This window comes from Pseudomonas oryzihabitans, assembly GCF_014522265.1.
Lineage (GTDB): Bacteria > Pseudomonadota > Gammaproteobacteria > Pseudomonadales > Pseudomonadaceae > Chryseomonas > Chryseomonas aestiva.
Genome location: NZ_CP017024.1, coordinates 4,901,876 through 4,914,955 on the forward strand (window position 1 = coordinate 4,901,876; position 13,080 = coordinate 4,914,955).

15 protein-coding genes are annotated in these 13,080 nt (G+C 62.5%); 14 read left to right on the plus strand and 1 reads right to left on the minus strand.

The features are described 5' to 3' along the window. Positions 1-33: 33 nt before the first annotated feature. Complete coding sequence (locus tag BGI51_RS22585) at positions 34-780, plus strand: TIGR03747 family integrating conjugative element membrane protein (RefSeq protein ID WP_187979836.1); 747 nt, start codon at positions 34-36, stop codon at positions 778-780. A gap of 108 nt (positions 781-888) precedes the next feature. Beyond that, on the plus strand, positions 889-2,361 hold the full coding sequence (locus BGI51_RS22590) for a UvrD-helicase domain-containing protein (RefSeq protein WP_187979837.1): 1,473 nt from the start codon (positions 889-891) through the stop codon (positions 2,359-2,361). Positions 2,362-3,259: 898 nt separating this feature from the next. Here the strand turns inward: BGI51_RS22590 and BGI51_RS22595 are convergent. After that, positions 3,260-3,571, minus strand: coding sequence for a hypothetical protein (locus BGI51_RS22595; protein ID WP_187979838.1), 312 nt, complete (start codon positions 3,569-3,571; stop codon positions 3,260-3,262). 150 nt (positions 3,572-3,721) lie between these two features. Here BGI51_RS22595 and BGI51_RS22600 point away from each other — a divergent pair, with 150 nt between their 5' ends. The 12 genes from BGI51_RS22600 to BGI51_RS22655 all read left to right on the plus strand — a co-directional run bounded on the left by BGI51_RS22600 (position 3,722) and on the right by BGI51_RS22655 (position 13,045). Then, positions 3,722-4,042, plus strand: a complete 321-nt coding sequence (locus BGI51_RS22600; protein ID WP_058772443.1) for a hypothetical protein — start codon at positions 3,722-3,724, stop codon at positions 4,040-4,042. Between the two features lie 115 nt (positions 4,043-4,157). Beyond that, positions 4,158-4,511: an RAQPRD family integrative conjugative element protein gene (locus tag BGI51_RS22605; protein ID WP_252977170.1), complete on the plus strand. Its 354-nt coding sequence runs from the start codon at positions 4,158-4,160 to the stop codon at positions 4,509-4,511. Then, entirely contained in the window at positions 4,508-4,747 is a 240-nt protein-coding gene (locus tag BGI51_RS22610) for a TIGR03758 family integrating conjugative element protein (protein ID WP_187979839.1), read from the plus strand. Before BGI51_RS22605 ends, BGI51_RS22610 begins: the two co-directional genes overlap by 4 nt. Positions 4,748-4,765: 18 nt before the next feature. After that, positions 4,766-5,131, plus strand: a complete 366-nt coding sequence (locus tag BGI51_RS22615; RefSeq protein ID WP_187979840.1) for a TIGR03745 family integrating conjugative element membrane protein — start codon at positions 4,766-4,768, stop codon at positions 5,129-5,131. Positions 5,132-5,146: 15 nt separating this feature from the next. Then, on the plus strand, positions 5,147-5,527 hold the full coding sequence (locus BGI51_RS22620) for a TIGR03750 family conjugal transfer protein (protein ID WP_187979841.1): 381 nt from the start codon (positions 5,147-5,149) through the stop codon (positions 5,525-5,527). Further along, the gene (locus BGI51_RS22625; RefSeq protein ID WP_187979842.1) at positions 5,524-6,180 is read left to right on the plus strand and encodes a PFL_4703 family integrating conjugative element protein; all 657 of its coding nucleotides are present in this window, start codon (positions 5,524-5,526) and stop codon (positions 6,178-6,180) included. Before BGI51_RS22620 ends, BGI51_RS22625 begins: the two co-directional genes overlap by 4 nt. Then, positions 6,177-7,094 (plus strand): TIGR03749 family integrating conjugative element protein, encoded by a 918-nt coding sequence (locus BGI51_RS22630; RefSeq protein WP_187979843.1) that lies wholly within the window; start codon positions 6,177-6,179, stop codon positions 7,092-7,094. Before BGI51_RS22625 ends, BGI51_RS22630 begins: the two co-directional genes overlap by 4 nt. After that, positions 7,078-8,592 carry a TIGR03752 family integrating conjugative element protein gene (locus BGI51_RS22635; RefSeq protein ID WP_187979844.1) on the plus strand — a complete coding sequence of 505 codons (1,515 nt, stop codon included), beginning with the start codon at positions 7,078-7,080 and terminating at the stop codon, positions 8,590-8,592. Before BGI51_RS22630 ends, BGI51_RS22635 begins: the two co-directional genes overlap by 17 nt. Next, on the plus strand, positions 8,570-9,016 hold the full coding sequence (locus tag BGI51_RS22640) for a TIGR03751 family conjugal transfer lipoprotein (protein WP_187979845.1): 447 nt from the start codon (positions 8,570-8,572) through the stop codon (positions 9,014-9,016). Before BGI51_RS22635 ends, BGI51_RS22640 begins: the two co-directional genes overlap by 23 nt. Then, positions 9,016-12,033, plus strand: coding sequence for a conjugative transfer ATPase (locus tag BGI51_RS22645; protein ID WP_187979846.1), 3,018 nt, complete (start codon positions 9,016-9,018; stop codon positions 12,031-12,033). Before BGI51_RS22640 ends, BGI51_RS22645 begins: the two co-directional genes overlap by 1 nt. Beyond that, on the plus strand, positions 12,030-12,341 hold the full coding sequence (locus BGI51_RS22650) for a hypothetical protein (protein WP_187979847.1): 312 nt from the start codon (positions 12,030-12,032) through the stop codon (positions 12,339-12,341). The genes BGI51_RS22645 and BGI51_RS22650 overlap by 4 nt, the downstream gene beginning before the upstream one ends. Further along, positions 12,338-13,045 carry a DsbA family protein gene (locus BGI51_RS22655; RefSeq protein WP_187979848.1) on the plus strand — a complete coding sequence of 236 codons (708 nt, stop codon included), beginning with the start codon at positions 12,338-12,340 and terminating at the stop codon, positions 13,043-13,045. Before BGI51_RS22650 ends, BGI51_RS22655 begins: the two co-directional genes overlap by 4 nt. The last annotated feature ends 35 nt before the right edge of the window (positions 13,046-13,080 follow it).

Below are 13,080 nucleotides of genomic sequence, written 5' to 3' on the forward strand. Positions count from 1 at the left end.
CCTTGATCATGACCACCCCAGAGGAGGCCGCTAATGGCCGACGTCGCTCAGCGCGCCCAGCAGCAACAGGTCAAGGAGCAGACCTTCATTGGGTCGGTGCTCAGCTTCCCCTTCCACTTCATCGGCGTGATGTTCCTGTCCCTGGGCGGCGCCATCCTGGTCGACTGGCTTTGCCTCTACTTCCTCTGGCCAGAAGCCGGCTGGCACCACGCCAAGGGCATGCTCGATCACGAGCTGGCCTGGCTGTCTCAGGGTTTCCTTTCCAGCGTGGTGGTCCAGGAGCCCGGGCACACCGCGACCTGGCTGGTAGGGCTGCTCTATGACTGGCTGTTCGTGAAGACAGGGCTGATCCATTGGCTGACTGGGATGCAGCAGCTGGCCGCTGCCGGCCCGCGCGGCGAGCTGGATCTGCGCTACATGGCCGCGCAGAGTGTGACGACGGTGCAGACCTACGGCCTGTCGGCCCTCTTCACTGTGTTGGTGTTCTGCGTGCGCCTGGTGATCCTGATCCTGGCGGTACCGCTCTTCGCCATGGCTGCCCTGGTTGGCTTCATCGACGGCTTGGTGCGGCGGGATATCCGCAAGTTCAGCGCGGGCCGCGAGTCGAGCTACTTCTACCACAAGGCCCGCAGCACCATGCTGCCGCTGGCCCTGCTGCCCTGGTCGCTTTACCTCGCCTTGCCGTTCAGCGTGAGCCCGCTTCTGGTGCTGCTGCCGTGTGCCGCCCTGCTGGCCTTGTCGGTGAACCTCACGACCGCTTCGTTCAAGAAATACCTGTAGCCACCGGCGTGCTTCGTGGCCGCAACCTGGCCACAAGAAGCGCCCTCACGCCCATCGATATGCAGGGGTGGTATTGAATCCCTGTCCCAGCCGATCTGGAGTTGCCCCATGCAGTGGACCCCTGAGCAAGCCCCCGCCATCGCGTCAAACGCCCGCAAGCTGCTGATCCAGGCCTTTGCCGGCACCGGCAAGACCACCAACCTGGTGGGCTACGCCAGCGCCCATGCTGACACTGCAATGCTCTACCTCTGCTACAACAAGTCGGTGGAGATGGCAGCGAAGAATCGCTTCCCGCGCAACGTCACCTGCAAGACCGCCCACGGCCTGGCGTATGCGGTCTATGGCACCCAGTACCAGCACAAACAGGCCGGTAACCTGCGTATCACTGATGTCGCCCGAGTGCTGGACACCCAGGACTGGGAGCTGGCCAGGGACGTGGTCAACACCCTCAACACCTTCATGGCCAGCGCCGACATGGCCCTGGACGGTCGCCACTTCGCCCGCTACGACGGCCGCGGCCAAACGCCGCTGCAGGAGCGGCGGATCACTCAGGTGGTGGGGATGGCCATCAGCGTCTGGAAGCGCATGATCGACCTGCAGGATGCCGGCGTGCAGATCACCCACGACGGCTATCTCAAGCTCTACCAGATGAGCCGGCCGGACCTGTCCAACCGCTTCGGCGCCATCCTGCTCGATGAGGGCCAGGACGTGAACCCGGTAATCGCCGACCTGGTGCAGCGGCAGCGCACCATCCAGGTCATGGTCGGCGATCGCCACCAGCAGCTCTACCGCTTTCGTGGTGCCCAGGATGCCCTCAGCGCGAACTGGATGGCGGACGCCGAGAAGCACTACCTGACCCAGTCTTTCCGCTTCGGCCCGGCGGTGGCCCACGTAGCCAACGTCATCCTGTCGTTCAAGGGCGAGACGGTGAAGCTGCAGGGGCTCGGCCAGCGCACCCTGGTCAAACGCACGCTACCGGAGGACCTCGCACACCGGACTTGGCTGCATCGCACGGTCAGCGGCGTGATCGAGAACGCCCTACGACTGGAGAAACAAGGTGGCCACCGCATGTTCTGGATTGGCGGGATCGACAGCTATTCGCTGCGCGAGCTCGAGGACCTGCTCCAGTTCAGCCGCGGTCGCAACGACCTGGTGCAGCAGAAGAAGCTCTTGCGCGACTACCGGGACTTCGAGCAGTACCAGGAGATCGCCAAGGCGACTCAGGATCCGGAGATGCAGCGCTCGGTGCGTATCATCGAGGCCTACTTCGACCTGCCCAAGCGCATCGAGCAACTGCGGCGCTGCGCGGTGGCCAGCGAGCTGGATGCCACGGTCACCTTGACGACCGCGCACAAGGCCAAGGGCCTGGAGTGGGACTTCGTGGGGCTGTACGACGATTTCAGCGCGGATCCGCTGGCACCGGAGATCGATCGTGCCAACCGCGACGATGAGCTGAACCTGCTGTACGTCTCAGTGACCCGGGCCATGCAGATCCTGGCATTGAACTCGCTGGTGATCGACATCATGCAGCAGTACACGGAGCTGCATGGGAGTCTCGCGTCCGCCAACCCTCAGAACTGATTTTTCAAAGCTTCCTTACGCAACCAATTGCCTGCATGGAAACAGAATGGCTATCGCCAACGATAACTGTCCAAGCAATATCGTTTTTACATAAAAAACTCACAAAATATTCTAAAAAAGAATAATGTCAGTAGCGCAAGTTATTCTATTAAATAGAATTTGATTGCTATTTGACAATTGCGAACTAAATTCCTAACAAACCCGCGTCTGCAGTGAACTTTGTTCTTCTACACCCATGGGTTAAACACGACTTATCCACTACTTATCCACTACTTATCCACAGGGATAGATCACCTAAAACCCATTCATAGTGGAGCTCGCAGAGTTTTACCCACAGAAAAATCAGACAGACAAGTAGCGAAACACCCCTCTGTCAAGACTGTCTTCCCTAGCGAGGAGGGCTTACCCTGTTGCCCGAATCATTGAAATTCAGGGTAAGCAGGGCTTACGCCTGAGGCAGGACGCCACTTTGGAGATAAGGACTATTGAAAAAAACGAGTGAACTGCGCGCTTCTCACGGCTTAAACGCAGCCACTCGAGTTCCAGGCAACACCAAGGTGCTACCGGGGGATCTATTCTATCGCTCTACGTCGCCTTAGGGTCAACGTATTGCAGACGCCTCGGTAGCGGATCGCAATGCTGTTTGTCTGCTCAAGGAGACCAGGCATGCAACACCACTTCAGCCGCCGTCGTCGGCGTCACGCTTCTCGCACCAAATCCGTGTTCGTTCGCCGTTATCGGCGCTACCGTCTTGGACGGTGGGAGGACGTACGCTGGCATTTTCGCAGCCTTCCTGAGCAGCAGCTTCCTCTGTCGCTTGACTGGTAAAAGTGAGTAAAGAGGGGCTTCGGCCCCTCTTTTCTTCTTCTACAACTCGCTCTCAAACCAATCCCAGCGATCAATAGATACGTTCAGATTTGGGTCGGCTCAGTCTAATACGATCTCCTACCACGCCTGCAATATGCCGGCGAGGCTTCTGCTTGTGCTTGAGGTACTCGGATCGGCACTGGTCGAACAATTCGGCCGCAACTTTCAGCAGAAATTTGCTCTGCGACGGAGTGATCCGGTCGAAGTCGAGCATGGCCAGTATGTAGCCTTCGAGCTGCCCGTACAGCTTGGCCAAATGACCCAGGCCCATGATGGCCATGGCATGAGTCAAGTCTCGCCAGCGTTGTTTGGCTTCTTCGGGGAGAAACGCAATGTCGGTCATACGACCTCCCGTGATTTTTCTGATGACAGCATAGCCAAGCGGTTTGTTCGACGCCCTGATCGTAACCTCTTGAGACCCATATACGGTTTCGCCTGGTGACGCTGCAGTGGGCCACAGGACGATGGCCACCCCATCGAACTGGAGCCGTCCATGTCACCTGCCCGCTTCGAATACCACACCGAATTCTCCCCGCTTACCTACCGCGTCCAGGAGCGCGGCTGGTTGATGTTCAAGCACGAACAGCAGACCGGCACCCCTGACGTCGCTGCTTTCCTGGCCGATCCAGAACGGCAGGCTCGCCTGCAGGCCCTGGGCGCGGACGGCTGGGAGTTGGTCAGCGTGCAGCCGGTGCTGGAAGGCCGCGCCCAGATTGGTCAACAGACCGCCCAGGGCAACCAGGGGTGGGGCGTGGGCTACGCGGTGGCCACCGGCTTTCTGCTGTTTTTCAAGCGCCTCATCACCTCTGCGTAAAGTCAGTAACCAAGCGGGTTTGCAACCTATTTGGGTGCAGTAATGGTTTCCCGCTGACCTCCTTGGTGGCCCTCGGCATCCTGTGCGGCATCAACCCGCTGCCCAGGGCGCCGCTGTGAAACCGTCATCTATCCCTCGCAAGCATTTCGCCTGCACTGGTCTCGCCAGTGGCCTAGTCGTCGCCATAGGCCTCCTGGCGGGCCCTACTCACGCCGCCGGCACCGCCAGCGAGCAGGCCAACGTCGACGTGATGATTCGCCAGCTCAACGCCGTCGAGGCGGTCGCCAGGCGCAGCGCCGAGCTGCCCAGCGATGGCAGCTCCCGCTACCACCTAGATTACAACCGTCTCGCCGCCGACATCGCCCGGATCCGCCAGGGCCTGCGGGACTACCTGGCACCTAGCCGTGCCCAGCCGCGCGATGCAGCCGAGCTCTCCGGCCAGTACCAGCGCGAAGGCGCCCAGCCATGAGCATGACCGACGCTCAGCACGCTGCCTTTCAGGCGGCAAGTGGCCTTACGCCGGCGGCCAGCAACACCTTCTGGCTATCGCTGGCCATGGCCGTCGTCACCCTCTGGTTCGCCTGGCTTTCCATCAGCCTTTACAAGGGCTGGGCGAACCAGAACCTCAAAGCCGCCGCCGCCAAGGGCGCCCTAGTCCGTGGGCTACTCCTCTACTGCGCGTTGTCCTGGATCATTTTGCATTAACCCCTCGAGGAGAAATCCATGCTGTCCCTCAAACGTCTGTTCATCTTCGGCGCCCGCGCCAGAACTCAAGCCGTCCTGGCAAGCGCCGCCCTGCTCCCGGCAATCAGTCAAGCCGCCCTGCCGCAGGCCCAGGCACCCTCGCGAGGCGAAGGTGCTACCTGGACTGAGACACTGAAAAACTACGGTTACGACCTGGTGTCGCTGTTTGCCCTGGCCTTGTGCGCCTTCTGCCTGATCGTCGTCGCCGCTCACGGCGTTACAGTTTTTCACGAGATCCACTTGGGTAAGAAAACCTGGAAGGACCTAGGTGCGACGGTCGTAGTCGGAATGGTCCTTATTGGCATGGTGATTTTCATCGTCACCAAAGCCGCCGGCATCATGTAAGGCAGGACGGCGCCGATGGACATCACTCAAGACCTGCATGAGGACGGCACCCTTCGCTTCCTGCCGAACCGCCTCAATACTCAACCCGTCGTCGTCGGCGGCCTGACCACCGACGAGATGTTCGCCACGGTCGGCATCTGTGCTGCGTTTGGATTCGCAGTGGGTATCCCGTTTGCGTTTTTCATCACACCAGCCATGCCGATCTTCGCCGCGCTGGCGTGTGGGACCCTGGGCCTGGTATCCGCTGGACGAATCCTGCGTCGCTGGAAGCGCGGCCGCCCGGAAACCTGGCTCTGGCGCCAAGTCGAGTGGCGTCTTGCGCACTGGGGGCTGGCGGGTCGCCGCCTGGTCATCCGTAGCGGCGCCTGGACCTGCAAGCGGATGGTGGGGCTATGAGCCGCGCGTGGAAGCTGTCCGATTCGCAGCGCGCCCATATCACCACCCTGCGCCTAGCCTTGGGCCTGGTCAGCGGCATCGCGATCTGGAATGGCTACGGCTGGTACAGCGCGCCCAAGGACCTAACCGTACACGTGCCGCCAGACCTGCGCTCCGGCAGCACACGCCCCTGGTGGGAGATTCCTCCGGAGTCGGTCTATTCCTACGCCTTATACATCTTCCAGCAGATGAACAGCTGGCCCTCCGATGGCGAGAAGAACTACAGCGACAACATCGCTCGCTTGACCCCTTTCATTACCCCTTCGTGCAAGGCCTATCTGGAGGGGGACGAAGCGCTCAAACGCAACAGCGGTGAGCTGCGCAAACGCGTGCGCAACGTCGCGGAGATCCCCGGATCAGGCTACGGCGATGACCCCGCCCGCCGCGTTCAGCTGCTCGGCAACAGCGAGTGGACGGTCATGCTCGATGTCGTTGCCAACGAGTACCTGGGTGGCGAGAAGGTCAAGACGGCGCTCACGCGCTACCCGCTCCATATCGTCAGATCCGACGTCGATCCCGAGAAGAACCCCTGGGGCATGAAGTGGGACTGCTACAGCGGTCAGCCGCAGCGGATCGAAGCCGGCGTCGAAGTCAAAGCTCGAGGTACACCATGAGATCCCGCCACTCCCTCGTCCTGGTGCTGGGCGGCCTGCTGCTGAGCAGCTTTGCCCAGGCCATCGAGATCCGTAAATGGGAGCGTGTCCCCCTGGCCATCCCGCTCGTGGTGGGCCAGGAGCGAATCCTATTCGTTGATGCCAACGTTCGGGTCGGCGTCCCTCCCGCCATCGCGGACAAGCTCAGGGTGCAGAGCACCGGTGGCGCGATCTATCTCCGGGCCAAAGACCCGATCGAGCCCAGCCGACTGCAGCTGCAGAATGCGGCCACCGGCGAGATCATGCTGGTCGACATCGCCGCAACACCGGCCCAGGAAGGCCAGGCAGCACTCGAGCCGATCAAGATCGTGCCAGGTGATACCACGCCGCCCCGATATGGCCAGGCAGCTTCGACCAGTGGAAGCAGTGCCTCGAAGGCCACAGCCAAGGCAAGCCGGCAAACCGATGAGGATGAGGACGAGCCAGCCCCGCCCAAGCGGGAGACGCCGATTCCTGTCGTGCTCACCCGCTACGCCGCCCAGATGCTCTATGCGCCGTTGCGCACCGTGGAGCCGGTCGACGGCGTCGCCCAGGTCAGGATCGACAAGCGCCTGGACCTGTCGACGCTGCTGCCAGCGCTGCCGGTTGAGGCCAGTCAGCTGGGCGCCTGGCGCCTGGACGATCACTGGGTAACTGCCGTGAAGCTGCGCAACCAGACCGGCCAGCGCCTGGCCCTGGATCCGCGAGAGCTCATGGGCGACTTCGCCACCGCGACCTTCCAGCATCCCTACCTCGGCGCCCGGGGCGATGCCAGCGACACCACCGTGCTCTACCTGGTCACCCGGGATCATGGCCTTGGTCAGTCACTGCTTCCCAGCCTGGGCGCTGCAGATCCTCGCGTCACCACGGAGGCCCGCCATGCAGCTCAGAAGTAATCCACTCCTCAAGTATGCGCTGCTGGGGGTTCTGGTCCTCGTGGTCTATGTCGGCGTGACCCTACTCGGCAAGGGCAAGCCGCAAACGCCCGAACAGCCACAGTCCGCCCAGCTCACGCCTGAGCAGGCCAAGGCGCTGGGGATCGAGGGCGACACGGCCAACGACACTTTGCGCACCATCGTCGTCGAGAGCCGGCAGCTCAAAGAGCAGATGAGCAAGGCCCTGAGGGACAACGAGGAGGCCAAGCGGGAGAACGACGCTCTCAAGGCTCAGCTGAACAATATCAACGCCACGGTCGATAGTCGCGTTCAGGCAGGCATCAACCAGGGCCTGGAGAACCAGCAGAAGCAGACACAGGGTCTGTTCGATGGTCTGCAGAAGCAGCTCAACACCCTGTCGCAGATGGGCAACCAGACGGGCAGCGGTGCTGGCTCCAGCGCCGACATGCCTATCGGACTTGGCATCGCTCCTGGGGAAGGCAATCAGTTCAAGAAAGGAGGCTCGGATCTCGTCTGGATCGAGCCGCAGGATGGCACCGCCGTCGACGCCAATGGCAAGCCCCTTGCTGCCGGAAGCAGCCAGGCCGCCAGCGGGTTCGCCTTCCCGACCGCCTTCGGCGCCGCCGGCCAGAAGACGCTGGATGCTGCCTCAGGTGGTGCGCAGCGCGGAGCCGATGGCATGGGCGGGGATGAGCAGTCCCGCAAGAAGGTCCGCAAGGTCTACACCCTGCCGCAGAACTCGACGCTGATGGGTTCGGTGTCCATGACCGCCCTGGTGGGCCGCGTGCCGGTGGACGGCACGGTCAACGATCCCTACCCCTTCAAGGTCCTGATCGGCCCAGACAACCTGACCGCCAACGGCATCGACCTGCCCGACGTCGCCGGCGCCGTGGTCAGCGGGACGGCCTCGGGTGACTGGACGCTGTCCTGCGTGCGCGGCCAGATCCGCAGCATGACCTTCGTCTTCACCGACGGAACCTTGCGTACCCTGCCGGCGCCGCAGGAAAACGCTGGTCAGCAGAACAACGGCCAGAACAACCAGAACGCCTCAACCAACGGCCAGCCTGCTGCTGTCCAGGGTGGCATGGGCTGGATCAGCGACCCCTACGGTATCCCGTGCGTCGCCGGCGAGCGCCGCAGCAACGCCGCCCAGTACATCGGCTCCCAGGCCCTCATCACCGCTGCCGGCGCCGGCGCCGCCTCGCTGATTAAGAACGACGGCACTACCTCAAGCTACGTCCAGACCCCGAACGGCACCATCGGCACGAGCGGCATGTCCGGCAATGAAGCCATGGGCAAGATCATCGGCCAAGGCGTCAACGACATCTCCACCTGGGTGAACAAGCTCTACGGCCAGGCCTTCGCCGCCGTCTACGTGCAGCCCGGGGCGAAGGTGGCCATCCACCTCGACCAGGAGCTGGCCATCGACTCCGAACTCAAGGGCCGCAAGGTCGACTATCGGACAGGAGCTCGCCATGCCTCGGCTGCCCTCGATTAATCGCACACGACTTCAGATAGCGGCTGTACTGGCCCTGGCCCTGCTGGCCAGCGGCTGCGCGGTCGACAAGGAGAAGATACTCCCCCATGGCGACCAGACCATGATGGACGTCTGGAATGCCGGTACCACCGGTTCGGCCGGCAGCAGCCAGGGTCGCCAACTGGTCGATGCCCGGGCAGAGCTGCGCCGTCCGGTGGACACGAGCCAGGCTCGGCCGCTGGTTGACAACGCCGGCTATTCGCGCACCGCGCAGAACGAGATCTACAGCCAGTTCAAGCGCCTGCCTAATCCGGACCTGGTCATGTACGTCTTCCCGCACCTGGCCGGCTCCGACCCCGCTCCCATCCCCGGCTACACCACCGTTTTCCCGCTCTACCAGCGTGTGCAGTACGCCATGCCCGGTGAGCGGGTGGAGAACTACTGATGGGCATTTTCGAACGCCTGCGTGGCAAGAAGACCCCCAAGACTTCGACTGCTGAGCCAGCGCTGGTGGAAAGCCAGCAAGCGCTCGATGAGCCAGCTGATAACACTGAGCCAGTCATTCATCCTGAATCCATCCGTGCCACCCGTGCCCTCGAGGTCGACGAGGAAGCCGCCTACCAACGCTACCTGGATCGCCTGAGAGCGCACGGTATCCCTGAGCCAGGTGCCTGGATGACCGGCAAGGAGAAGCCTGCGACGGTCGCCGACATCGCCAACATGCACCAGGTCAACCCCAGCTTCACCAACCTGCTGCCTTGGGTCGAATACCTGCCCGAGCAACAGGCGATGCTGCTGGAAGACGGCAAGTCGCTGGCCGCGTTCTTCGACCTGGTGCCGATCGGCACTGAGGGCCGCGAAGCCAATTGGCTTCGGCAGGCCCGCGACGCCCTGGAGAACGCCCTGCAGGACGCCTTCGATGAGCTGGAGCAGAGTCCCTGGGTCATCCAGTTCTATGCCTTCGACGAGATCCAGTTCGACGGCTATCTCACGGGGCTGGCCAACTACATCCAGCCGCGCGCCCGCGGCTCCGAATTCACTCAGGTCTATCAGAGCCTGATGAAGCATCATCTGCATGCCATCGCCAAGCCGGGCGGTCTGTTCACCGACACGGCCGTGTCCCAGCTCCCCTGGCGCGGCCAGCATCGGCGCGTCCGGATGGTCGTTTCCCGCCGCAGCATCGGCGACGGTCTGGTCAGGGGGCAGGCACCTGCCGCCTACCTTGCGAACATCTGCAGCCGGCTGACCGGCGCGCTGCGCAACGCCGGCGTGAAGGCTCATCGCATGGACGAGCGCGCCATTCGCCACTGGCTTCTGCAGTGGTTCAATCCGTGCCCGGATCACCTGGGCACCTCGGCCAAGGACCAGCAGCGATTTTTCGAGGTCGTCAACAGCGCAGTCGACCAGGACGAGCTGCTAGCCGACGGCACCATTCCCTTCCTGGCCAGCGGGACCGATTTCTCCCAGTGCCTGATGTACCGCGAGCCTCGCTCGGATGCGCAGAAGGGCCTGTGGTTCTTCGATGGCCAGCCCCATCGTGTGGTGATGCTGGATCGGCTGCGTACTGCCCCGAGGACCGGCCACATTACCGGCGAGCGCACCTTTGGTGATGCCCTGCACGCCCTCTTCGATGAGATGCCCGAGGACACCGTGCTGGCCATCACGCTGGTAGCCACGCCCCAGGACACGCTCGAAGCCCATCTCAACAACCTGCACAAGAAAGCCGTCGGCGACAACCAGGCTTCTGCTCTCACCCGTGAGGCCATCAAGGACGCCCGTCAGCTGATCGGCCGCAAGCACAAGCTCTACCAGGGCAGCGTGGCCTTCTATGTCCGGGGTAAAGACGAGCAGGAGCTGGAGCGGCGCTGCAACGATCTCACCAATACCCTGACCAGCGCCGGCATCGAGCCGGTGCGGCCGGAGGATGAGGTTGCCGCACTGAACAGCTACCTGCGCTGGCTGCCCGGCAACTTCGATCCCAACCAGCCGCGGGCGCTGCAGTGGTACACCCAGCTCATGCTGGTTCAGCATGTCGCCAACCTGGCGCCCATCTGGGGCCGCTCAACCGGAACGGGACATCCGGGCATCACTCAATTCAACCGCGGTGGCAGTCCATTGACCTTCGATCCACTCAGTAAGCTCGATCGGCAGATGAATGCGCACGGCTTCGTTTTCGGTCCTACCGGTGCTGGCAAATCGGCAACCCTCAACAACCTCTTGATCCAGTGGCTGGCCATTTACCGGCCGCGCATCTTCGTGGCCGAAGCCGGTAACAGCTTCGGGCTGCTGGCGGACTTTGCTCAGCGCCTCGGCCTGACCGTCCATAAGGTCCGCCTGGTCCCCGGCGCCGGGGTCAGCCTGGCGCCCTTCGCCGACGCCATCCGTCTGGCCGAGGATCCGGCTCACGTGGCCGTGCTCGATGCCGAGGACCTCGACGCCTCAGACGAAGCCAGCAGCCCGAAGCCCGACCTGGAGGACGATCAACGCGACGTGCTCGGCGAGATGGAGATCGTGGCTCGCCTGATGATCACCGGCGGCGAAGAAAAAGAAGATGCACGCATGACACGCGCCGACCGCGCGGCCATCCGGCACGCCATCATCAATGCCGCCAAGGCCTGCTCCAAGGCAGAGAGGACAGTGCTCACCCAGGACGTGCGCGACGCACTGAGCGAGGCCGCGCACGACGAGAATGTCCCTGAGAAAAGACGCGAACGCCTGCAGGAGATGGCCGAAGCCATGGAGATGTTCTGCATGGGCGCCGATGGTGAGATGTTCAATCGGCCCGGCACGCCCTGGCCCGAAGCCGACCTGACGGTCGTGGATTTTGCCACCTACGCCCGTGAGGGCTATCAGGCACAGCTCGGCATCGCCTACATCTCACTGCTGAACTCGATCAACAACATCGCTGAGCGCGACCAGTACAAGGGCCGGCCGCTAATCAAGCTGACCGACGAAGGGCACATCATCACCAAGCACCCGCTGCTGCTGCCCTATGCGATGAAGATTACCAAGATGTGGCGGAAGCTCGGCGCCTGGTTCTGGCTGGCGACCCAGAACATCGATGATATTCCGGTTTCCGGCGCGCCGATGCTCAACATGATCGAGTGGTGGATCTGCCTGAACATGCCGCCGGATGAAGTCGAGAAGATCTCCAAATTCCGCAATCTGAGTACCGCACAGAAGGAGCTAATGCTGTCGGCACGCAAGCAGAGCGGCGCCTATACCGAAGGCGTGGTGCTATCCAAATCGATGGAAACACTCTTCCGTGCGGTACCGCCCAGTCTCTATCTGGCGCTGGCTATGACGGAGCCTGAGGAGAAGGCGGAGCGCGCCCAACTGATGGAAGAGCTCGGCACCGATGAGCTGGGCGCCGCGCTGGCCGTCGCCGCCCGTTTGGACCGGTTACGGGGGATCGAACCCTACCCCTTCAAGCTGCCACCGGCTCGAGGAGCACGGCGATGAGAGTGATGGACCAATTCACCCAGGACCTCATCGACAGCCTGACCGGCTTGCTTCGGCAGCCGCACCTGCCCGAGACGCTCACCGCCCTGCAGATCTGCGCGCCGGTCTTGATCAGCAACCTTCAGGCGGTGAAATCACGCGCGGTGGATCGCCGTGAGATCGAGGCCCAGCTCGACACGGCGCTCAAGGACTGGCTGGCCAAGCATCCGCAGCCGGATGACGCACAACAGGCGCTCCTGGAGGTGCTGCATCGCGACGTGCTGAGCCGGCAACTCGATCAGCCTTCTGCCCATGAGGCTTCGGCATGAAGAAGCCTCCAATCCTGGCTACCCCTTGGGGGCTCTATGGGATCTTGATGGGAATGCTGGTATGCGCGCTAGTTGCTCTGGCTGTACAAGGGCGCAGCACGCCGGCATCTGCCGAGGCTCAGGCTAAAACCAATCCTGAACCACCGACATTCATCTACGGAAATATCAACGCACGCTTCACTTTGGTGGAGTACGGCGATCTAGAGTGTCCCTACTGCAAGGACGCCTATCCGCAGGTCAAGCAACTGATTGATCGTCACGAAGCGCTGAACTGGCAGTGGCATCACTTGCCGCTGCCCATGCACGGCGCTGCCGGCCAGTACGAAGCACGGCTAGTAACCTGCGCGGGCTGGTTCGGAGGCAATCCGGTGTTCTGGCAGGCGGTCGAAGCCGTCTACCAGCACAGCCGCGGCAACGGCGCCGGCCTGGCAGTGCCGATCGACCAACTCGGCCTGCAACCAGCCGTATCGCTGCAGCACCTAGAGGCGTGCATCCAGAACAATACGACCGTGCGGCGTGTAGTCGCTGAGCAGACCGCAACTGCAGCGCAGAAGGGGATTGATGCTACACCGACCTTCGAGCTCCGAGACAATCGGTCCGGCCGTACGATCCGGCTTCCGGCAATGCTTGACGAGGCCGGCATGCTATCGGCCATGGACTGGCTGGCAAGTCAGGGAGATGCGGATGCGCAGCAGCGCCAATGACGTCCCCCCTTGGCTGGCCAGCCTTTCCGATCGGA